Raw genomic sequence first — 19873 nt, forward strand, 5'->3', positions numbered from 1 at the left:
CGAAGGACCGCGTGGGCATCGGTTTTGCTGCGCGGATCTTCGGGATGGGGGCAGGACACTCAGCAGTGGCGCATTGCAACCGACATGGTAGCCGTTGCGTTTCAGCCAAACGGATTGCCGAACAGGGCAAAGCAATGACTGGGCCAGCGCCAAGGAAAACCTTCGCCTGGATTTCCCGAAATACGGTGCTTCTGGCGCTGGCGAGCCTGTTTGCCGACATTTCGACCGAGATGCTTTATCCGATCCTGCCGATCTTCCTGACCCAGACCCTGCACGCAAGCGGGAGCGTCGTCGGTCTGGTCGACGGAATCGCCCAGGCGACGCAGAACATCGTGCAAGGTTTTTCGGGCTGGCTCTCGGACAGGCTTCAGAAGCGGAAACCGATAGCCCTCATTGGCTATTTTCTGGCCTCTATCGCCAAACCGCTGATCGGCGTGGCCACAGTGTGGCCGATGGTCCTGGGCGCGCGGTTTGTGGATCGGCTCGGTGCAGGTTTCCGGTCCGCTCCGCGCGACGCGCTCCTTGCTTCGTCCGTGGCCGACGAGCACCGAGGCAAAGCATTCGGCCTGGAAGGCATTGGCGACAATCTGGGAGCGTTTCTGGGGCCACTGCTCGCGGTGCTGCTTCTCATCGCGCTCAAAGTCGATATCCGCTGGATCTTCTATCTCGCGCTCATTCCCGGTCTCCTCGCCTTCCTCATGGTGGTGTTGGTGCACGAGCAGCCACTGGCCGTAGCCGCAAAGGCCAAGATCGACGTCAATCTGCGGCAGTTTCCCAAAGCCTATTGGACCTATCTCTTGGTGACAGCTCTCTTCGGCATCGGCAATTCGAGCAATGCATTTCTGATTCTGCAAACACAGGATATCGGTGCCTCTTTGGAGGCAACCATTCTTATCTACGCAGGCTTCAATCTCGTTGCGGCGCTGATTTCCTACCCGGCCGGCTTTCTATCGGACCGCTTCGGCCGCAAGGGCGTGTTACTGTCGTCCTTCGTCATCTTCCTGATCGCCTATCTCGGCTTCGTCTTGACCCGGAACATCTATCTGATCGGGCTGCTTTTTGCCTTCTACGGGTTCTATCAAGGCATCTTCCGCTCAGTCGGCAAGGCATTCGCCTCGGACTTCGTGCCGCAAGAGCTGCGTGCCAGCGGCATCGGCTGGTACAGCACCACGGTCGGCCTGCTGGAACTCGCGGCAAGCGTTGTCGCCGGACAGCTCTGGGATCGTGTAAGCCATGAGGCGGTGTTCATCTACGGCGCTGTCTTCGCCGTGGTCGGCAGTGCTGGTCTGCTTGCCCTGATTCCCTGGCGAACCGACGGTCATAGCGTGTCGGCGGCGTCGTAGTGCTGCCGGGGCGTTGCCGATGATGAGCAGCCTTTAATAAAACGTTCTACTCAAACTGAAAGGTCCCCGGTCATGACGCCCGTCAATGTTCGCTATATTGTCGACGATGTCGCCGCTTCCATCGATTTCTACGTGAAGCATCTGGGCTTTGCCATTGAACGGGATGCGCGGCCGGCTTTCTGCTCGGTCACGCGCGGCGATCTGCGGCTTCTGCTGAGCGGGCCGGAGAGCTCGGGCGCACGGGCGATGCCGGATGGCCGCCGGCCGGTGCCGGGAGGGTGGAACCGCATCCTGCTGGTGGTGCCGGATCTGAAGCAAGAGGTTGCGCGCCTGAAGGGCGCCGGGCTCGCCTTCCGCAACGATATCATCAACGGCGTCGGCGGCTCGCAGACCCTGCTCGAAGACCCGTCCGGCAATGCGATCGAGCTATTCCAGCCCGCCGCACACTGACATTCGATGGTCGGGCCCGCGTTGTGCGTGCGCTCAATCCGCTCGTTCAGCGGTTGCCTGACCCCGCCAGCCACTGCCTGACGATTTCAGCATCCGCGTCGCCGATTTCATGGCCGGAGGCAATGGTGTGGGTCTCGACCTTGGCGCCATGCGAGCTCAGTAGAGCGGCCAACACGGGGGCGAAAGGCGCGTAGGTCAGGTCGGCGGCGCCGGCGACGATCAGAGCCCGCGCCTTCGACAGGTCGGCCGGCGGCACCTCGTCGAGCACCGGCATGGGGCGCAGCAATGCAGCGCGCTCGATGAGGCCCGGATGCAGCGGCATGACGCTTGAAACCAGATTGGCGCCGTTCGAATAGCCGAGAAAGGTCGCGCGGCGGAGATCGAGGCTGTGGCGCTTCGCGACGCCGGCGACGAAGCTTGCAAACGCATCTGCCTCCGCGCGGATACTTGCCTGCTCGAATCGCGTCGGGGTGATTCGCGTGAACCAGCGGAAACCGTCCTCCTGAGGGATGCGGCCACGGACCGTAACCAGCGCCGCATGCGGCGCGATTTGCCGACCAAGCGGCAGCAAGGTCGTCTCGTCGACACCCGATCCATGCAACAGGAACAGCCAGTCACCGGGTAAATTGGCGGATCGATGGAGCCGGTAGAAAAAGCCTGAATTCTCCTGCAAAATACCGTCTTCGAGGCTTTGCTCGGCCATAGTCACATCCTTTTGATTCCGCGTTACTTTCGTTAATTTGCCGGCTTCAAAACGGAATATTTTCAAGCTCCGCGAAAGTTGATTGAACCGGGCGCATTTCAGTCCGTTTCTTTGCCGATATAATCCCCGCGGGGGGATCGAAGCAGTGTGCGCCGGGTGGTCGCCCGAGGGATCGCATGCCGGGCATGAACAACCAGCTTTAAGGCCTTTTATCGATGACCATGCCAGTTTCGCCGGAACGCGATACGCGTATTGATGTGTTCCGGGCTCTCGCCCTCCTGACCATATTCGTCGACCACGTGCCTGGCACCGTTTTCGAAACCCTGACCTACAAGAATTTCGGGTTTTCGGATGCGGCCGAGGCCTTCGTGCTGATCTCCGGCATGTCCGTCGCTCTCGCCTACGGCACTAAGTTCCAGCCGGGAAACCGGCTGATTGCAACACTGAAAATGTGGCGCCGCGCCGGTGTGCTCTATGTCACCCACATCGTCACGACGATGGTGGTCATGGCTATCTTCTGCGCGGCGGCGGTGTTTGCGAAACGGCCGGATCTTCTGACGCTGATCAACATCGAGCCGCTCGTCAGGAACCCGCCACAAGTCCTGGTCGGCATCGTCACGCTCGGCCATCAGCTCGGTTACAACAACATACTGCCGGTCTATGCGGCGCTGCTGTTGATGGCTCCGGTCTTCCTGCTGTTCATCAGCTACCGGCCACTGGCGGCGCTCGCAGTATCCGCAGCCCTTTGGCTGATTGCCGGAATCTACCAGATCGCGCCGCCGAACTACCCGGAGCCCGGCTTCTGGTTCCTCAATCCGCTGTCATGGCAATTGCTGTTCAATATCGGCATGGCCAGCGTGTTGCATGTGCGGCGCGGCGGCACCATCCCTGTCAATCGCTGGCTGGTCGGCGCGGCCGCCGCCTATGTGCTGACGGCGCTCGTCTGGGTGCACAGCCCGCTGTGGGGGCATGTGTCGTGGCTCGACCTGCCGGTGGTGCTGACCGGTTTCGACAAGACGTTCCTGTCGTTGCCGCGGCTGCTGCACATCCTGGCGATGAGCTACCTAGTCGTCGCCTTGCCTTTCGTCTCGAACCTGTTCCGCACCGGCCGCGACAATCCGCTCGCCATATTGGGCAAACGCTCGCTGCCGGTTTTCATTGCCGGCACGGTGATTGCCATGGCGGCGCAGGTGATGAAGCTGGTCAACCCGGGCGGCTTTGCCTATGACAGTCTGCTGCTCGCCGCCGGCATCGCCATGCAGTTCGCGCTCGCCTTCTATCTGGAATGGCTGTCCGCTATCGGCTGGTCCGGCAAGGGCAAGCCGGTCCGCAACGAGGCGCCGCCGGTCCGTCCATCCTTTGGCATCGGTCCGATGGCGGCCAATCGATAAGATTTGGAGCCGATCTGCCCAGTCAACCTGTGCCTGGCGGCGGCCCGGACGACGCCCTGACGACAAGTTCGACGCCGAGCGTTTCTCGCCGCACCGTGCCGTCGAAGTCGAGGATTCTTCGCGCTGCCCGGCGGCCGATCTCGGCGATCGGCTGGGCGATGGTGGTGAGCGGAGGCTCGCAAATTGCGGCTTCAGGCACGCCGTCGAAGCCGACGACGGAAACATCGCGAGGAACCGCGATGCCCCGCGCGCTGAGCCATTCCAATGCTTCCATCGCGACCCGGTCCGACATCGCCAGGATGGCGGTCGGCGGTTCTGCCGAGGCGAAGAGGGTTTCGAGGCCGGCCTTTGTGCTGGCCTCATCGTTTTCAGTCTCGTAGACCGGCACCTTGGCGGTATCGACGCCGAACCGGGAAAGCTCTTCGAGATAGCCGAGGAGGCGGTCACGGGTTCCTGTATAGACTGCGGTCCGGACCTGCTCGGGCGAGACAAGTCCGGTGCTGTCGTCGGCGAAGGCCAGCGACAGCACGGCGAAGCGGCGATGTCCAAGTTCCGCCAGATGGCGCGCCGCGAGCCGGCCGCCGGCAACATTGTCGACGCCGATCGCGGAGACCGTGGCGTCCTGCGAGCCGAGCTCGAGCGCGACGAAGGGGAGCTTGCGTTCGCGCGTCAGCTCGACGAGGCGCGGACCGCCCTCGATGCAGAACAGGATGAAGCCGTCGACCAGGGCGCTCTGGATATTCCAGGCAAGTTTTTCCTCGTTGCCGGCCGACACGAGGGCTATTCCCGCGCCGGTGGCGTCGCATGCCTCCGAGATGCCGGCCATCATCACGCGCGCAAAGGGGTCGTCGAAGAAATAGGACAGCGGCTCGGTTGTGGCGACGCCGATCGCATTGACCTTGCCGGCGCGCAGCAGGCGGCCCTTTGGATCGGGGCCGGCGTAGCCCAGCGCCTCGGCCGCCGCCTTGACGCGCTCGCGGACTTCCTCACGCACGATTTCGGGACGGCTGAAGACATTGGAGGCGGTGCCGTGTGATACGCCCGCGGCTTTGGCGATGTCCGCCAGCCGGATGGGCCTCCTGCCTTTGGTGAGTGATGCCATTTGTTTGTCTCCGGGACTCCGGTCCAACAGTATCGCCGACTACCTAACACCTTCGTTGGATCGATTCAAATTTTTGCTTGACATTTGTGGTGCGATGCGTATTCTTTGAATCGATCCAAGAGCGTTTTTCGTCCCCAGATTGGATCGATACAAGAGGAGAGCGCCATGCAACCCGTCAATTATCTGTTCGAGGACATTTACCGGAACGACTGGAGCATCCGTTCGAGCGCGGAGGCCCGGAAGCGGCGAGACAGGACCGGTCCGTGGATTCGCGACCTGGGTTTCCTCGTAGGACGCAAGCGGAGCTGATCGGTGGCCTATTTTTGTGCCCGCTGATTGGATCGATTCAAAAAACTAGAGGAGATTAAGCCATGCACCCGATCAAGCATCTGTTCGAAGACATCTATCGCAATTATTGGGGCATCTCGCCGGCCACCGAACGGCCGGAGCGGCGGCGTGTAGTCAAGACGACCAACAGCGATGGCCAAGTCCGGCCCGAACGTCCGCGAGACTGAGCTGGCAAGACAGAGCTCGTGGATCGAGGGCGGCTGGCGAAGGAGCAGCGGCCGCCATTGGTTGCCGCATCAATGGCGGCGCGGGCGCACCAGCGCCGAGGCGGCCATCATCAGCCAGCCGCCGATGAGCAACGTGCCGCCGATCGGCGCCGACATCGGGAACAGCCGCGAGCCAAGGAAGTCGCGGGCCAAAAGATCTCCCGAGAATAGCAGAAGCCCGACGAGAAGGATGAGGCTTCCGGTTCGCAGGATGCTATTGCCACCGAGCAGCCCGACGGTAAGGAAGACCGGCGCATGCAAGAGCAGGAAGGATGCGGCCGTACCGACGAAAGCGCCGCCGAGATGTGCCGCCGCCGCCGAAAGCGCCACGCCGGTTGCGCCGCATAGGCCGCCGGCAAGAACCAGAATGCGGCCGCCTGCCGCGTGTTCATCCGTGCTCATTTCCACGCCTCCGTGATTCCTGGCGACCGCCTGAGATAGTGCCGCGAACCGTGTCAGGATTTGCCGGCTTCCGCCAGCATGTCGCGTTCGCGGCGCGACTGGACCAGCCAGTTATAGGCCGCTCCGCCCGCCATCAGAATGGATGTGCCGAGAAACACCGAGCGCATACCGAAATGGCCGCCGGCGAAGCCGCCGAGCAACGGTCCGGCGACCTGCCCGACATATTGCGCCGAGATCGACAAGCCCAGTACGTTGCCGCCGACCCCGTCGGGCACATTGTGGCGGATGACGCTGGTGATGCAGGGCAAAAGACCGCCAAGCGCCAGGCCCATCAGGAAACGCAGGCCGACGAGTTGCCAGCCCTGGGTAACGAAGGCCTGCGGGATCAGCAGCAGCGCCGAGACGGCGAGTGCGGCAACGATGACGTTCCAGTGGCCGATACGGTCGGCGAGCTTGCCGAGCCGCGACGCCGACAGGATGGCGCCGAGCGCTGCCGCGGACATGACGATGCCGGAGACCAGCGTGACCTGGCTCTGATCTTCGATGAGCTGCTGGACATAGACGGTGATGATCGGCTCGATCGACATGGTGGCGAAACTCAACAGCATGCCGGTCGCCAGCATGGCGACGACGGGGCGCTTGTCGGGAATCTGCGACCAGCCGTCTTTCACTTTTTCTTCTGACGCGGCCTTGGCGGCAACCGGGCGAGGGGCCTCCTTGATCAGCAAGGTGGTTGCCAGAAAAGCCAGGAAAATGACGCCGCCGGCGAGCAGGAATGTGGCGCGGATGCCAATCAGCGGCGGCAGCGCGCCGCCAAGCAGCGGACCGACCAGGGCACCGGCCGTGATTCCGGCCGACAGCACGCCCAGCGCCCAGCCGGAGCGATCCTTCGGCGTCTGCATGGCAACCAGGATGGTCGAGCCCGAAGAATAGCCGCCGGCAAAGCCGATCAGCAGGCGCAAGAGCACCAATTGCCAGACGGTCTGCACCATGCCGGTCAGCGACATACACAGCGCCATGCCGAAACTGGCTCGCACCAGCATCAGTTTGCGGCCGTAGCGGTCGCCTAGCCGCCCCCACAGGGGCGCGACCAGCGCGGCAGCAAGGAAGGTGGCGCCGTAGGCGATGCCCGACCACTGCACGATCGCCGCATGGCCCTCGGCGCCCAGCTGCTCGACGTAAAGCGGCAGGAAGGGCAACAGCAGCGTCATCGCTACAAGCGTGCTGAACGAGCCGGCAAAACACACGGCGAGATTGCGGCGCCAGTGGACGTTGTGCGTGCCTTGCATGGCGAGGGCGGCGTCTTGCGGCATGTCATGTCCTGTCCGGCCAGCTTGCATGAAACTTGCTACGGATACCAATTTGGGATACCAAGCTGGTATCTGTCATGAACGCAAGCCCCGTCGCTGTCAATGCGGGCCTCTCAAACATGATCGACAAAGGCCGGCGTGATCGGCCAACGCCGGCCAGTGATCCGATTGCCGGAACAAATGACCTGAACGGAACGCCAATGTCGCAGATGCAGAACGTCGAAAAGCAGCTTCGCGAGATGATCCTCGGGCTCGAGATCGGTCCCGGCGAGCGGCTGACGGAGCGCTGGGTCGAAAGCCGCTTCGGCGCATCGCGCACGCCGGTCAGGGCGGCATTGCTGCGGCTCGAGACTGAAGGCCTGATCTGCCGCGACGGCCGCGGCTGGACGGTCTCGCCCATCAATCTTGCTGAACTCGAGCAGATCGCCGTCTATCGCGAGGCGGTCGAGGTCGCGGCACTCAGACTAACTTGCACCTTGCAGGACAGAAGTGCCGTCGAAATCATCGAGGCGATGCTCGATTCTTGCGACGACAAGACGCCGCGCGAGGAATGGCATCGCGTCGGCAGGGATTTTCATATCGAGCTGGCACGTCTATCCGGCAACGAGTTCCTGTTCAGAGCGGTTCGCGATGCGATGACGCGCCTGTCGCGCGCCCGCTGGCTCGAGGTTCGCGACGAGGCAGCGCTTGGCCGTGCCTGGGCCGAACACCATGCCATTCTGTCGGCGGTGCGGGCCGGCGATGCCGATAGCGCCGCCCGCCTGCTTTCGGCCCATATCATCGGCAGCCGCGACCGGCTGGTGACCTCGCTGCGCAACGACCGGCGCGGCCTGCGCGCCCGGGGATTTGCGGTCGTCGCTTGAGTGAGGATCGGCTGCCATTGATCACGAAAAGAGCAGATGAGCGAAGAATGCTACTTTCGGTCTCGCTTCGCAAATGCCGATGGCGTAAGAGCAGCGATGGAAAACAACCGATTTGACACACCCGTGACCGTCAAGGGCGCGGCGGGAAGCAATCAGCTCTTGCGTACGGCCCGCGAGGCTTCCGACTACCTCCTCAACAATTGGCCCGGCAAGCGCAGCCCCAAGCACCGCGAAGCGTTGCAAGCCTGTCATGATGCGCTGGCCGGCGACAAGCCGGCCATGAACGCAAGACGGGCCTTCATTGCCGCCGCTCGTGAAGTGAACGTCTTCGTCAGCGACAAGGCGCCCGCCTGAGGCATAGCGGGATTTGACCGAGGCGCGGACCGCCTGACAGGCCGGGCGTCATCACTCGGCCGTTTCGGTTTTGGTTTGGGACTCTCTCTCGCCCTCGGGCTTCGATCGCTCCTTGGCTGCGACCTTGGCAGCCTGCTTTTCCGCCTTCTTGGCAGCCTTCTGCCGGTCGCGTTCCTTGCGTTCCTGACCGTAGTTCGGTGCTCGTGCCATATCGTTTCCTTTCATTGTGCTTGGCCTTTGCCTAGGAGCATTGGACCGCAAACACAACAGCGCAAGGCACGATCGGGCTCCATATCTCCGCGCAGTCCGGAGAGCCCGGCTTTTCAGGCGCCGTCGCGGTCGAGGACGAGATCGGCCGGACCGAACCGGTCCTTTGCGGTGAACTGCTGGTGCCAGTAGGGATAGAGCACGGGCGGCCTGCTGACCGCATCGAGGCGTGTGCGCTCCTCATCGCCAAGCACCAGGCTTGCAGCGGCGATATTGTCTTTGAAATGCGCTTCGGTTCGTCCGCCGATCACCAATGAGCTGACGGCGGGCCGGCCGAGTAGCCAGGCAAGCGCCACCTGCGCTGCCGACACGCCGTGGTTCTTGCCGATATCGATCAGCACGTCGACGATCCGCCACAGCCGGTCCTCGTCGCGGATCGGCGGTTCCGACCAGCCGCTGAGCTGGCGGGCGGTCGGCTGGTCACGGTGGTATTTGCCGGACAGCAACCCGCCGGCAAGCGGGCTCCAGACCAGCACGCCGAGCCCCTGGTCGACCGAGATCGGCAACAATTCATACTCGGCCTCGCGCGCTTCCAGCGTGTAGTGGATCTGCTGGGTGACGAAGCGCGGCTGGTGATGATGATCGCTGATGCCAAGCCCCTTCATCACCTGCCAGCCGGAATAATTGGAACAGCCGACATAGCGGACCTTGCCCTGCGCGACCAGCGTGTCGAGCGCGGCGATGGTTTCCTCGAGCGGTGTCAGGCCATCCCACTCGTGCAGGAAATAGATGTCGATGACATCCGTCCTGAGCCGCTTAAGGCTCCTTTCGCATTCGCGGACCAAATGGTAGCGCGACAGGCCTTCATCATTGGGGCCTTTGCCGATCCGCATGCGCGCCTTGGAGGCGATCAACACGTCGCCCTTGCGCTTGCCGCCGAGCGCCTCGCCGATGATCTCTTCCGACACCCCGTTCGAATAGACGTTGGCGGTGTCGATGACATTGACGCCGGCATCGATGCAAAGGTCGATCATCCGACGCGCCTCGTCGAGGTCGGTCTTGCCAACCGCCGAAAACGCGCCGCCGCCGCCGAATGTCATGGTGCCCATTGTCAGGGTCGAAACCTTCAGCCCGGAACGGCCGAGAGTGCGGTATTCCATGTCGTATCCTCACGATTTATCGGGAAAGGGCGTTGCAAACGACAGCCCCTCAGTGAACCGGGCATTTGTAGGATAATTCGTTCCGCTTGTCGCCCGCCCCGCAGGGCAAGCTCGATCACATCTTGCGGATTGAACGCATAGCCAGCGCAGTAGTGGCTGCAATAAAACCGTCATTGCCGGCCTATACTAACATCGGTCCAGCGCTTCGATTTCCGGCCGCCGGGCCGGGCGGCAGAGCGCCTGACAGCGGCCGGCAAGGCCTGTAAGCGGAGCAGCGCAAATGACCGAGATAAAACAGAATTCCCCGGCCAGGGACTGGCTGGAAGCGGAACTCGCCGACACGCTCGACGAAGATCATGAGCTGGAAATCTCGGAGCCGGTGCTGTCGATGGAGATCGCCAAGATCTACAAGAATGCACATCCGCCATCGATCGACCGCCTGCAGTATTTTCGCGATCTCATCACGCTGCAATCCGAATTGATCAAGCTGCAATCCTGGGTCGCCTATCACAAGAAGAAGCTCGTCGTGGTTTTCGAGGGCCGCGACTCGGCGGGCAAGGGTGGTGTTATCAAGCGCATCACCCAGAGGCTTAATCCGCGCATCTGCCGCGTCGCAGCACTTCCGGCGCCGACCGAGCGCGAGAAGTCGCAATGGTATTTCCAGCGCTACGTTCCGCATCTGCCGGCCGGCGGCGAGATCGTGCTGTTCGACCGCTCTTGGTACAACCGCTCCGGCGTCGAGCGGGTAATGGGCTTTGCCCAGCCGGATCAGGTCGAGGAGTTCTTCCGCGACGTTCCGGATTTCGAACGCATGCTGGTCCGCTCAGGCATTACGCTTGTCAAATACTGGTTTTCGATCACTGACGAGGAGCAGCAGATGCGCTTTTTGATGCGCATCCATGACCCGATGAAGCAATGGAAACTGTCGCCGATGGACCTCCAGTCGCGCGTGCGCTGGGAGCAGTACACCAAGGCCAAGGAAGAAACGTTCGCCCGCACCAATATCCCGGAAGCCCCGTGGTTCATCGTCGAGGGCAACGACAAGAAGCGGGCACGGCTGAACTGCATCGACCATCTCCTCAAGCAGATGCCCTATGAGGAGGTGCCGCACGAAGAGATCACACTGCCGGAGCGCGTCTTCAATCCCGAATACGAGCGCCAGGTACTGCCGCGCGAACTGTATGTGCCGGAGAAGTACTGACTAAAGCGGCGAGGAGGGCGCCGCCTCCATGGCGGCGCCCTGCAACAAGCTAGGTGCGCTCGATGATGACATGCGTGGCCTTCGGCGTCGCGACCTGCTCGCTGCAGCGATAGCCGAGCTTGGGCATGTCGATGCCGGCAAAAAGGCTCTCGCCGGCGCCTAGCAGGACCGGTGAGATCGCCAGATGCATTTCGTCGATGAGCTTTTCCTTGAGATATTGCCGGATCGCAGAAACGCCACCGCCCAGCCGTACATCCTTGCCGTCAGCCACTGCTTTCGCCTTCTCCAGCGCTGAGTGGATGCCGTCGGTCACGAAATAGAAGGTCGTGCCGCCCTCCATGACAATGGGATCACGCGCATGGTGCGTGAGCACGAAGACCGGCACGTGGTAGGGTGGGTTGTCACCCCACCAGCCTTTCCAGCTGTCATCCGGCCATTCGCCGCGGATCGGCCCAAACATGTTGCGGCCGAGGATCCATGCGCCGACATTTTCGAAGCTGCGTGCCGCGAACGCCTCGTCAGTGTCCGTGGTCCCGCCATCCTTGCCGAGGACCATCTTGCGGAAGGTGCGGGTGCCGAACATCCATTCGTGCAGGGCTTCCCCGCCAACACCCAGCGGGTTCTTCAGGTCTTGGTCGGGACCGGCGCCGAAGCCGTCGATCGACAAGGTGAAAGCGCTGACGCGAAGTTTGGACATGAGAGCCTCCTCGATAACCAATTGTGAGATGCAAGCAGTTATCGGGGTAGCTTAACTGATTGCATTTTGCAAGCGGTATTTTGAATCGCCGGCGGGGCAGTCGCTTCCAAATCATGTTGGAATAACCAATCTCAATGTCGGCGCCGCCCGTCATCCGCCTGCCGGCAGCTTCTCCCTGTATAGTGACGGGGAGAAGGGGCTGGCCGCAACGTCGATGTTTTTGCAACGCTGGAGATTGGTGAAATCTTTTACGAACGCGTCTTTCTCCCTGCCACTTTACGGGGAGAAATGCCCGGCAGGGCAACGAGGGGCAGCGTAAACTTGAAGCGATGTCCTGCGGCGTTCCATGTCGCGCTTTGGACGAACGAACACTACTCGATGCAGACGCTACAAAGGCGCATCACCCCTTGAGCATCGCCGCCACTTCGGGCGCAAAGTAGGTGAGAATCCCGTCGCAGCCGGCGCGCTTGAAGGCGAGCAGCGATTCCAGCATCGCCTTTTCGCCATCGATCCAGCCATTGGCGGCGGCGGCCTTGATCATCGAATATTCGCCCGAGACCTGATAGGCGAAGGTCGGCATCTGCAACTCGTCCTTCAGCCGCCGGATGATGTCGAGATAGGGCAGGCCGGGCTTGACCATCAGCATGTCGGCGCCCTCGGCGAGATCCTGCTCGGCCTCGCGCACCGCTTCGTCGGAATTGGCGTGGTCGATGTAATAGGTCTTCTTGTCGCCCTTGAGCAGGCCGGCGGTGCCGACCGCCTCACGATAGGGGCCGTAAAAGGCGGATGCGAACTTGGTCGCATAGGACATGATCGCCACATCCTGAAATCCATTGGCGTCGAGCGCATCGCGGATGGCACCGATCCGGCCGTCCATCATGTCCGAGGGGGCAATGATGTCGGCCCCCGCCGCCGCCTGGATGACTGCCGCCGCCGTCACCTGCTCCACCGTTTCATCATTGACGATAATGCCCTCGCGCAAGATGCCGTCATGGCCATGGGAGGTGAAAGGGTCAAGCGCGGCGTCGGTGATGATGCCGATCTCCGGCACCGCGTGCTTGATGGCGCGGGTGGCACGGTTGATGATGTTTTCCGGATCGAGGATATGCGAACCGGTCTGATCGCGCAGGCCGAGCTCCACATTGGGGAAAGTGGCGATCGCCGGAATACCAAGCTTGGCCGCGCGCTCAGCCTCCTTGACGGCGAGGTCTAGCGACAGGCGGAACACGCCGGGCATGGCGACGATCGGTTCGCGCACTTGTCTGCCGTCGACGACGAAGATCGGCCAGATCAGATCGTCGACCGACAGCCGGTTCTCCTGGACAAGGCGGCGCGACCAATCGGCCTTGCGCATGCGCCGCAGCCGCCGGCTGCCGGTGATCTCGTCGACGCTGCGCGCGCCGGCAGGCTTTGCAGGGGTGAATTTGTTCATCGCAAAAACTCCGGATCGGGCGGCTTTTACCACGAGCTTTCGCTGCTGACCAATGCGACACGATTGTGCCAGCGGTCCTGTCGGGCGCTATTCTGGTTGCCCATTGCCCGATAGGATCTGCGCAGCACCCCGCATGGCGACGCGGAATGCCTCGTCGAAGCTGACGCCGCGCACTTGCCAATTGTAGCTCTTGCCATTCAAGGCAAGCCGCCAGTCGGCTATCCAGCCCAGTTCCTTGTCGCTCCAGACGATACTGCCGGCGAGCGCCTGGTCGGCTCCGGCCTTCCTGGCAAGCTGGTCCAGCGTCGTGATATCGGCATGGCGCAGGGCCTGGTCGTTAAGCTTTGAGGCCGATAGCAGCGACGCTTCGGGAAACACAATCCGCATGACCAGCGGACCGGTGGCGTTGACGAACGATTCGCGCATCGCCGCCCCGCGCTCATCGTCGGCGGTCAGCACGAACTGCCTTGTGCCTTGCTCCGCCGCCAGGAAAATTACCAGGCGTGGCCGCTCGCCAAGCCATGGTTTGCTGCCGAGCGTGGCAAGCACCGGATCGATAACGTCAGGCCTGTACAGACAAGTGAGATCGTGCGGCCGGTCATGGGTGCCCTGTTCGTCATGGACCGGAATGCCTTCGAGACGGTCGCGATAGCGGAATTCGGCAACGAAGCTGCCGGCCTTGTCGCGCAGCGCCGCCATCTCAGTTCTCTTCGGCAGCCGCTGATCGCCGGACACACGAACCAGCACCGCATCGAGGCAGGCCTTGAAACCGATCTGCCTGTTGACCTCGCCCTGGCCGGTGACGATGGTCTGCGATTGATAGAGCTCGTCGACGGTTCCGGCCGATACGGGAGGAGCGTTCGCAGCGATCAGGCCGACCACCACAACAGCAAGGCGCGGCAACCAAGGCATGGTTCAACCTTCCGGTTCAAAGCGCCAGCATTAGCACTGGGTGACGCCGACGACCATGCAGCGGATTGGGCGCCGCCATTGACGCGGCCATGCGCCACGCTTTAGCACTTCACTCCCGGCGGGCGCGGGGAGGGATTCTCTGGCGATGGATTTTGGCGGAGGCGACGAGATTCGCTTCGAAAGATTGGGCAGGGCCGGCGTCGTCACGCTGACGCGGCCGCAGGCGCTCAATGCCGTAACCCACCGCATGGTCAAGGCGCTGGACAAGGCGCTGCGCAGTTGGGAGCGCGACGACGGCGTCGACGTTGTCGTCGTCAAGGCCGAGGGCAGGGCATTTTCGGCGGGCGGCGACATCCTCCACATCTACGAAGCCGGCCGCGCAGGAAGGCCTCCGGTCGATTTCTTCGCCGATGAATACCGGCTGAATGCCCGCATCGCCCGCTTCAAGAAACCCTATGTCGCGGTGATCGACGGCATCGTCATGGGCGGCGGCGTAGGTATCTCCTTCCATGGCTCGCAGCGAGTGCTGACCGAGAACGCCCAGTTTGCCATGCCCGAGGTCGGCATCGGCTTTTTCCCGGATGTCGGCGCCAGCCATCTGTTGCCGGATCTCGGCGGCAGCTTCGGCATGTATCTGGCGCTGACCGGCAACCGCATCCGCTATGGCGATGCTTTGTGGTCGGGCCTCGCCACCCATACGATCAAGGCGGAGGGCCAGGCCGGCTTCCTCGACCGTCTGGCGGAAAGCGGCGACCCGGAATCGGTGCTGCGCGGCTGCTTCGTCCCGGCCAGGCGCGAGACCGACAGGCCGACGCTGGAAGCCATCGCCCGGCATTTCGCGCAGCCGTCGCTGGCCGATATCGTCGCTAGCCTGGAGCGGGCAGCCGCTGCCGACGAGTTCGCGGCAAAGACGCTGGCCACCATCCGCACACGTTCACCGACCAGCTTGCATGTTGCATGGCGCCAGATCAGCGCCGGGCAGACGTTGTCGATGGACGAGTGCATGAAAATGGAGTTCCGTATCCTCAACCGCATGCTTGCCGGGCACGACTTCTATGAAGGTATCCGCGCCGCCATCATCGATAAAGGCTCGACGCCGCAATGGCGGCCGGCAGGCATCGATGACGTCAGCGCCGCCAACGTCGACGCCTATTTCGCACCGCTCGGCGAACGGGAACTGAAGCTGTGAGCGAGGTCGCCTCGAGACGCGTGGTGCTGCAGCCCTCGACGATCGAGGTCATCTTCGCCTGGTTCCAGCGCGTCATCGCCGGCTACTGTCTGCTGTTCGGCATCTTGTACTGGATCCGGCTGATCGGCTTTTACCCCGGCCCGTTGTGGCGCTTCGACCTGATGCCGGTGCACTGGCAGGTGGCGGCGGTGGTGCTGGCGGTGTTTTTTCCGTTCGCTGCCGCCGGCCTCTGGATGCTGGCGTCCTGGGGGCCGGTGATCTGGTTCATCTGCGCGGTGACCGAGTGCGTCATGTATGCCGGCTTCCCCGAGCTGTTCGGCCACCGGCCGCTGATCGTCGCCTCGCACCTTGCGGTGGCGCTGCTCTACATAGTGTTCCGCGTGGTGATCTGGATCCAGAAGCGGCAACCCCGGCGATAGCAATTCCGGCCAGGATCGTTGGCTAAATCTTTAGGTTAATTATCCTTGCTCGGGTGACCGTCCGTTAAGCCTCTTTCGAAACCCCTTACCGGTAAGCTCTTGTTAGCCTTGGCGTTTAAGTCGAATTTTATGAGTATTCGATAGTGTCGCGATCAAGGTGAAGAACAAAAAATCACCGGGCGACAAACGAGAGGCAAAGACAATGATCAATTCGCGTCCGGCGGCGAAGACCGCCAACGTATCCGATGACCGCCGCGAGGCGATCCGTTCGCTGTACATGGAATCGCTGCAGCTGGTCGAGCGGCTGCATCGCCGTCTGCTTGACGTGATCAAGGACGAATTCGACCGCAACGGTCGCTCCGACATCAACGCCATCCAGGCGCTGCTCCTGTTCAACATCGGCAATTCGGAGCTGACCGCCGGCGAACTGCGCTCGCGCGGCTATTATCTCGGCTCGAATGTCTCCTACAATCTGAAGAAGCTGGTCGATCTCGGCTTCATCAACCACCAGCGCTCGCGCATCGACCGCCGTTCGGTGCGGGTTTCGCTGACGCCGAAGGGCAATGAGGTGGCGGAAGTCGTCGCCGGCCTCTACGAGCGCCATGTCGGTTCGATCGAGCAGGTTGGCGGCATCAACACGGAAGAGTTCAAGCAGATGAACCGCGCCCTGCAGCGCCTGGATCGGTTCTGGAACGATACCATCGCCTACCGGATGTAATCGCATCCGCCGCATCAAGATCTGAAGCTGGACTACGGAAATGCTGCCGCGGAGTGGACCAAAGGCCGGTGCCGAAAAGCACCGGTCTTGCCGTTTCGTCAGGCCGGCCGATCCAAATTCGAGCAACAGCCACGTTGCCGCCATATTCCAATGGAACCGAAGATGCGGGTGATGCTGGGGCCAAAGCCGTGCATTTGTCCTGTGCTCAAGTCACTTCCCATGTGGTTTTACACCGAAGTGATGCGGGCCATGGTTGGCTAATTGTTAAGAAGCCAACTCTAGAGTGCGGGCGAGACCGCCCGGTGGGTTGAATTGTAGCAAGAATGTCTGGAACGTCCATGAGAACCAGCCGCCGTTTCTTCCTTTCAGGAGCCTCCGCGCTCGCAGCCGCAATGGTCGCCGGCCGCGCCAGTGCGCAGGATGTGATCGGGGATATCCTGAAATCCTCGGCGCGCGGCAATTGGGACGACCAATTCGATGCGCGTGCCAGCGAAGGCGGCAAGGTTGCCTCGACGCTGCCGATCTTCAGCCTGCAGACGGTGTCCTTCACCGAGCAGGCGATCATGCAGTATCAGAATATCGTCGCGCAAGGCGGCTGGGAGCAGGTTCCAGACACCAAGAAGCTGCAGCTTGGCGTCGAGGATCCCGATGTGGTGCCGCTGCGCAGGCGCTTGATGATATCGGGCGATCTGGCGCAGAGCGCCGGGCTCTCGGAAGCGTTCGATTCTTACGTCGACTCGGCGCTCAAGCGCTTCCAGTTGCGTCACGGCTTGCCGGCCGACGGAACCACGGGCAAATATACTTTCGCGGCAATGAACGTGTCGGCGCCGGTTCGGCTTGGTCAGCTGCAGACCAATCTGCAACGGCTGCGTGAGCGGGCCGGCACGCTTGGCAACCGCTATGTTCTGGTCGACATCCCGGCGGCGCAGATCGAGGCAGTCGAGAACGACCGCGTTGTGCTGCGCCACACCGCAATCGTCGGCAAGATCGATCGCCAGACGCCGATCGTCAATTCCAAGATCAACGAAATCATCGTCAATCCGTACTGGAACGCGCCGGTCTCGATCGTGCGCAAGGACATCATTCCGCTGATGCGGAAGGACCCCAACTATCTCAAGGATAGCCATATCCGCCTGTTTGCGCCGGACGGCAGCGAGGTCGACCCAATGACGGTCGACTGGTCGACCGACGATGCCGCCAAATACCGCTTCCGCCAGGATCCCGGTTCCGGCAACGCGATGGCCTCGGTCAAGATCAATTTCCCCAGCCCGGACGGCGTCTACATGCACGACACGCCGCAGCAGAGCCTGTTCGGCAAGCTGATGCGCTTCGATTCCTCTGGCTGCGTGCGGGTCCAGAACGTGCGCGACCTCGTCACCTGGATTCTGCGCGACACACCGGGCTGGGATCGCCAGCATTTCGAGGCGGCGATCAAGACCGGGGAGAACACGCCGGTGCAGGTCACCAATCCGGTGCCGGTTTATTTTCTCTACGTCTCGGCCTGGTCGACAGGGCCGGGCGTGGTCCAGTTCCGTGACGACATTTACGGCCTCGACGGAGCCAACGAGCTGCAGATCACATCCGCGCTCTAAGCAGCTGAGTTCATTTGCAAAAGGCCGCCGGAAGGGCGGCCTTTTTCGTTGCCGAGTCTTTCGCGGCAAGCTTTGCTGGACTGATCGCCGGCAAAAGAACGCGCGGCGCCGTATTCGGAAATCGCATCATGCATGTCGCAATGTTCATTCTGGTCGTGCTTATCTTCGTCGCCGTTTCGGGCGCGCTGGTCCGGCCGGTGCGGGTTCCGCTACCTGTGCTGCAGATCGCCATCGGCGCGGCACTGGCTTGGCCGGTGCGCGGAATGCATGTCGAGATCGATCCCGAGCTGTTTCTGCTGGTGTTCATCCCACCGCTGCTGTTCAGCGACGCCTATGGTGCGCCCAAGCGCGAACTGATCGCGCTGCGCGGGCCGATCCTCGACCTCGCCATCGGGCTGGTCTTCTTCACCATTGTCGGCTTCGGCTACGCTTTGCACTGGCTTGTCCCGAGCATCCCGCTCGTCGTCGCTTTCGCACTTGCTGCGGTGCTGTCCCCGACGGATGCGGTGGCCGTCTCCTCGATCGTCGACAAGAGCCTGGTCCCGGCTCGGCTGATGCACATCCTGGAGGGCGAGGCGCTGCTCAACGATGCGTCGGGCCTCGTGATGTTCCGCTTTGCGGTGGCAGCTGCCTTGACCGGCAGCTTCTCCTTCGTCGCGGCGTCCGTGACTTTCCTCTATGCCGTCGCTGCCGGCATCCTGGCCGGCGTGGCTGCCTTGTTCGTCGCCGCCAAGGCGCTGCAATTGCTGAACCGTATCGGCGGCGTGCCGGCCGAGGTGCAGGTGCTGGTCATGGTCCTGCTGCCGTTCATCGCCTATCTCGGCGCCGAGAATGTCGGCGCCTCGGGCATTCTGGCGGCGGTCACGGCCGGAGTGCTCACCGGCGGCTCCGGGATTTTCCGCTTTCTCGGCGTCTCGGCACGCATACAGACCGTATCGCTGTGGACGACGCTATCCTTCGTCTTCAACGGCGCGCTGTTCATCCTGCTCGGGTTGCAGCTTCCCGAAATCATCGGCAACGTGCCGCCTGAGCTCGGCAGCCGCTATCCGGTCATCCAGCCAATCGCCACGGTGGTCGCGCTGACACTATGCCTGATCGGGCTGCGCTTCCTGTGGATCTGGGTCGGCGACATTGCGACGCGCGTCTCAGCGCGATTACGCGAGCAGAAGGCCGAGCCGTTCGGGCTGCGCGTTCGGATCGCCGGCTCTGTTGCCGGCGTGCGCGGCGCCATCACGCTGGCCGGCATCCTGTCGCTGCCGCTCGCCATGCCGAATGGTTCGCCCTTTCCGGCGCGCGACGTGGTGATCTTCCTCGCCGCAGGCGTCATCATCTGCTCATTGCTCATTGCCAGCCTTGCCTTACCCAAGGTGGCACGAGGGCTGGTCGAGCCGGGCGAGGATCCTGGCGCTGCCGAGGAGCGTCTTGCGCGCGTGGGCGCGGCCAAGGCCGCCATCGCCCGCATCGAGAGCATGGCCGGCGCGACCGACGGCGATGAAGGGGAAACACCCGGCGCCCGGCTTGCCACCGCCGACAGCATCGTCGCCGGCTACCGTCGCCGCATCGCTGCCTCCGACGAAGCCGACGAGGCGCGCGCCGAGGCCCGCGAGGCCGGACGGCTGGAACTCGAATTGAGGCTGGCGGGCATTGAGGCCGAACGCGCAGCGGTTCGCGCAATGTTTCGCAGCGGCCAGATTAACGACCATACGATGCAGGCGCTGTTCACCGAGATCACGCTCACCGAGGCCCTGCTGAAGGGCCGGCAGGCAAGGAAATAGAGGCTGCCAGTCTCTCTGGCGCAATCCGGCCAGCAAATTTCGCGCTGCAAACGTGGCGGGCCGAAAGCAACTGTGTTAATGGCGCGACAGACCCCGAAC

At 62.5% G+C, this 19873-nt stretch carries 22 protein-coding genes; 12 read left to right on the forward strand and 10 right to left on the reverse strand.

What is annotated here, in order from left to right:
• The first annotated feature begins 134 nt into the window (after positions 1-134).
• Positions 135-1343, forward strand: coding sequence for an MFS transporter (locus tag X773_RS42975; RefSeq protein WP_023674467.1), 1209 nt, complete (start codon positions 135-137; stop codon positions 1341-1343).
• A gap of 72 nt (positions 1344-1415) precedes the next feature.
• A complete protein-coding gene (locus tag X773_RS42980) occupies positions 1416-1793 on the forward strand; it encodes a VOC family protein (RefSeq protein ID WP_023674468.1) in 378 nt (125 codons plus the stop codon).
• A 46-nt stretch (positions 1794-1839) separates the two neighbouring features.
• Here the strand turns inward: X773_RS42980 and X773_RS42985 are convergent, their stop codons facing one another.
• A complete protein-coding gene (locus X773_RS42985; protein ID WP_023674469.1) occupies positions 1840-2496 on the reverse strand; it encodes an alpha/beta hydrolase in 657 nt (218 codons plus the stop codon).
• Between the two features lie 215 nt (positions 2497-2711).
• Here X773_RS42985 and opgC point away from each other — a divergent pair, with 215 nt between their 5' ends.
• Positions 2712-3887, forward strand: coding sequence for an OpgC domain-containing protein (gene opgC / locus X773_RS42990; RefSeq protein WP_023674470.1), 1176 nt, complete (start codon positions 2712-2714; stop codon positions 3885-3887).
• A gap of 22 nt (positions 3888-3909) precedes the next feature.
• Here the strand turns inward: opgC and X773_RS42995 are convergent, their stop codons facing one another.
• Positions 3910-4989, reverse strand: coding sequence for a LacI family DNA-binding transcriptional regulator (locus tag X773_RS42995; RefSeq protein WP_023674471.1), 1080 nt, complete (start codon positions 4987-4989; stop codon positions 3910-3912).
• Between the two features lie 371 nt (positions 4990-5360).
• On the opposite strand from X773_RS42995, the gene X773_RS77230 reads away from it, so the two are divergent.
• A complete protein-coding gene (locus X773_RS77230) occupies positions 5361-5504 on the forward strand; it encodes a hypothetical protein (protein ID WP_023674473.1) in 144 nt (47 codons plus the stop codon).
• 69 nt (positions 5505-5573) lie between these two features.
• Here X773_RS77230 and X773_RS43005 read toward each other — a convergent pair whose 3' ends face one another.
• The gene (locus X773_RS43005; RefSeq protein WP_023674474.1) at positions 5574-5945 is read right to left on the reverse strand and encodes a DUF423 domain-containing protein; all 372 of its coding nucleotides are present in this window, start codon (positions 5943-5945) and stop codon (positions 5574-5576) included.
• A 53-nt stretch (positions 5946-5998) separates the two neighbouring features.
• Positions 5999-7258, reverse strand: a complete 1260-nt coding sequence (locus tag X773_RS43010) for a multidrug efflux MFS transporter (RefSeq protein WP_023674475.1) — start codon at positions 7256-7258, stop codon at positions 5999-6001.
• A gap of 197 nt (positions 7259-7455) precedes the next feature.
• Between X773_RS43010 and X773_RS43015 the strand changes: the two genes are divergently transcribed.
• Together X773_RS43015 and X773_RS43020 are read left to right on the forward strand one after the other, a co-directional pair.
• Positions 7456-8118: a GntR family transcriptional regulator gene (locus X773_RS43015; protein WP_023674476.1), complete on the forward strand. Its 663-nt coding sequence runs from the start codon at positions 7456-7458 to the stop codon at positions 8116-8118.
• Positions 8119-8214: 96 nt separating this feature from the next.
• Complete coding sequence (locus X773_RS43020) at positions 8215-8472, forward strand: DUF982 domain-containing protein (RefSeq protein ID WP_023674477.1); 258 nt, start codon at positions 8215-8217, stop codon at positions 8470-8472.
• A 51-nt stretch (positions 8473-8523) separates the two neighbouring features.
• Here X773_RS43020 and X773_RS74205 read toward each other — a convergent pair whose 3' ends face one another.
• Both X773_RS74205 and X773_RS43025 read right to left on the reverse strand, forming a co-directional pair.
• Positions 8524-8682: a hypothetical protein gene (locus X773_RS74205; protein ID WP_023674478.1), complete on the reverse strand. Its 159-nt coding sequence runs from the start codon at positions 8680-8682 to the stop codon at positions 8524-8526.
• Between the two features lie 113 nt (positions 8683-8795).
• Positions 8796-9839, reverse strand: a complete 1044-nt coding sequence (locus tag X773_RS43025) for an aldo/keto reductase (protein WP_023674479.1) — start codon at positions 9837-9839, stop codon at positions 8796-8798.
• A gap of 280 nt (positions 9840-10119) precedes the next feature.
• Between X773_RS43025 and ppk2 the strand changes: the two genes are divergently transcribed.
• On the forward strand, positions 10120-11040 hold the full coding sequence (ppk2, locus tag X773_RS43030) for a polyphosphate kinase 2 (RefSeq protein WP_023674480.1): 921 nt from the start codon (positions 10120-10122) through the stop codon (positions 11038-11040).
• Between the two features lie 49 nt (positions 11041-11089).
• Here the strand turns inward: ppk2 and X773_RS43035 are convergent, their stop codons facing one another.
• From X773_RS43035 to X773_RS43045, 3 genes are all read right to left on the reverse strand, one after another.
• A complete protein-coding gene (locus X773_RS43035) occupies positions 11090-11737 on the reverse strand; it encodes a dihydrofolate reductase family protein (RefSeq protein ID WP_023674481.1) in 648 nt (215 codons plus the stop codon).
• 400 nt (positions 11738-12137) lie between these two features.
• On the reverse strand, positions 12138-13169 hold the full coding sequence (gene hemB, locus X773_RS43040) for a porphobilinogen synthase (protein WP_023674482.1): 1032 nt from the start codon (positions 13167-13169) through the stop codon (positions 12138-12140).
• Positions 13170-13256: 87 nt separating this feature from the next.
• Positions 13257-14081 carry a DUF2066 domain-containing protein gene (locus tag X773_RS43045; RefSeq protein WP_023674483.1) on the reverse strand — a complete coding sequence of 275 codons (825 nt, stop codon included), beginning with the start codon at positions 14079-14081 and terminating at the stop codon, positions 13257-13259.
• A 145-nt stretch (positions 14082-14226) separates the two neighbouring features.
• Between X773_RS43045 and X773_RS43050 the strand changes: the two genes are divergently transcribed.
• From X773_RS43050 to X773_RS43065, 4 genes are all read left to right on the forward strand, one after another.
• On the forward strand, positions 14227-15270 hold the full coding sequence (locus tag X773_RS43050) for an enoyl-CoA hydratase/isomerase family protein (protein WP_023674484.1): 1044 nt from the start codon (positions 14227-14229) through the stop codon (positions 15268-15270).
• On the forward strand, positions 15267-15689 hold the full coding sequence (locus X773_RS43055; RefSeq protein WP_023674485.1) for a DUF6163 family protein: 423 nt from the start codon (positions 15267-15269) through the stop codon (positions 15687-15689). The genes X773_RS43050 and X773_RS43055 overlap by 4 nt, the downstream gene beginning before the upstream one ends.
• A 202-nt stretch (positions 15690-15891) precedes the next feature.
• Positions 15892-16407, forward strand: coding sequence for a winged helix DNA-binding protein (locus X773_RS43060; RefSeq protein ID WP_023674486.1), 516 nt, complete (start codon positions 15892-15894; stop codon positions 16405-16407).
• A gap of 338 nt (positions 16408-16745) precedes the next feature.
• The gene (locus X773_RS43065; RefSeq protein ID WP_023674488.1) at positions 16746-17999 is read left to right on the forward strand and encodes a L,D-transpeptidase family protein; all 1254 of its coding nucleotides are present in this window, start codon (positions 16746-16748) and stop codon (positions 17997-17999) included.
• On the opposite strand, the gene X773_RS76175 is transcribed toward X773_RS43065, so the two are convergent.
• Positions 17996-18133, reverse strand: coding sequence for a hypothetical protein (locus tag X773_RS76175; protein WP_156937265.1), 138 nt, complete (start codon positions 18131-18133; stop codon positions 17996-17998). The genes X773_RS43065 and X773_RS76175 overlap by 4 nt on opposite strands.
• Between X773_RS76175 and X773_RS43070 the strand changes: the two genes are divergently transcribed.
• Complete coding sequence (locus X773_RS43070; protein WP_023674489.1) at positions 18128-19774, forward strand: Na+/H+ antiporter; 1647 nt, start codon at positions 18128-18130, stop codon at positions 19772-19774. The two genes, X773_RS76175 and X773_RS43070, sit on opposite strands and share 6 nt — an antisense overlap.
• The last annotated feature ends 99 nt before the right edge of the window (positions 19775-19873 follow it).

Origin of the sequence: Mesorhizobium sp. LSJC280B00, assembly GCF_000502835.1 — a bacterium.
GTDB lineage: Bacteria > Pseudomonadota > Alphaproteobacteria > Rhizobiales > Rhizobiaceae > Mesorhizobium.

Bases quoted from the DNA above. Each gene is read 5' to 3' on its own strand.
- X773_RS42975 (WP_023674467.1), top strand. From the start codon at position 135: ATGACTGGGCCAGCGCCAAGGAAAACCTTCGCCTGGATTTCCCGAAAT.
- X773_RS42980 (WP_023674468.1), top strand. From the start codon at position 1,416: ATGACGCCCGTCAATGTTCGCTATATTGTCGACGATGTCGCCGCTTCC.
- X773_RS42985 (WP_023674469.1), bottom strand. From the start codon at position 2,496: ATGGCCGAGCAAAGCCTCGAAGACGGTATTTTGCAGGAGAATTCAGGC.
- opgC (WP_023674470.1), top strand. From the start codon at position 2,712: ATGACCATGCCAGTTTCGCCGGAACGCGATACGCGTATTGATGTGTTC.
- X773_RS42995 (WP_023674471.1), bottom strand. From the start codon at position 4,989: ATGGCATCACTCACCAAAGGCAGGAGGCCCATCCGGCTGGCGGACATC.
- X773_RS77230 (WP_023674473.1), top strand. From the start codon at position 5,361: ATGCACCCGATCAAGCATCTGTTCGAAGACATCTATCGCAATTATTGG.
- X773_RS43005 (WP_023674474.1), bottom strand. From the start codon at position 5,945: ATGAGCACGGATGAACACGCGGCAGGCGGCCGCATTCTGGTTCTTGCC.
- X773_RS43010 (WP_023674475.1), bottom strand. From the start codon at position 7,258: ATGCCGCAAGACGCCGCCCTCGCCATGCAAGGCACGCACAACGTCCAC.
- X773_RS43015 (WP_023674476.1), top strand. From the start codon at position 7,456: ATGTCGCAGATGCAGAACGTCGAAAAGCAGCTTCGCGAGATGATCCTC.
- X773_RS43020 (WP_023674477.1), top strand. From the start codon at position 8,215: ATGGAAAACAACCGATTTGACACACCCGTGACCGTCAAGGGCGCGGCG.
- X773_RS74205 (WP_023674478.1), bottom strand. From the start codon at position 8,682: ATGGCACGAGCACCGAACTACGGTCAGGAACGCAAGGAACGCGACCGG.
- X773_RS43025 (WP_023674479.1), bottom strand. From the start codon at position 9,839: ATGGAATACCGCACTCTCGGCCGTTCCGGGCTGAAGGTTTCGACCCTG.
- ppk2 (WP_023674480.1), top strand. From the start codon at position 10,120: ATGACCGAGATAAAACAGAATTCCCCGGCCAGGGACTGGCTGGAAGCG.
- X773_RS43035 (WP_023674481.1), bottom strand. From the start codon at position 11,737: ATGTCCAAACTTCGCGTCAGCGCTTTCACCTTGTCGATCGACGGCTTC.
- hemB (WP_023674482.1), bottom strand. From the start codon at position 13,169: ATGAACAAATTCACCCCTGCAAAGCCTGCCGGCGCGCGCAGCGTCGAC.
- X773_RS43045 (WP_023674483.1), bottom strand. From the start codon at position 14,081: ATGCCTTGGTTGCCGCGCCTTGCTGTTGTGGTGGTCGGCCTGATCGCT.
- X773_RS43050 (WP_023674484.1), top strand. From the start codon at position 14,227: ATGGATTTTGGCGGAGGCGACGAGATTCGCTTCGAAAGATTGGGCAGG.
- X773_RS43060 (WP_023674486.1), top strand. From the start codon at position 15,892: ATGATCAATTCGCGTCCGGCGGCGAAGACCGCCAACGTATCCGATGAC.
- X773_RS43065 (WP_023674488.1), top strand. From the start codon at position 16,746: ATGAGAACCAGCCGCCGTTTCTTCCTTTCAGGAGCCTCCGCGCTCGCA.
- X773_RS43070 (WP_023674489.1), top strand. From the start codon at position 18,128: ATGCATGTCGCAATGTTCATTCTGGTCGTGCTTATCTTCGTCGCCGTT.
- X773_RS76175 (WP_156937265.1), bottom strand. From the start codon at position 18,133: ATGCATGATGCGATTTCCGAATACGGCGCCGCGCGTTCTTTTGCCGGC.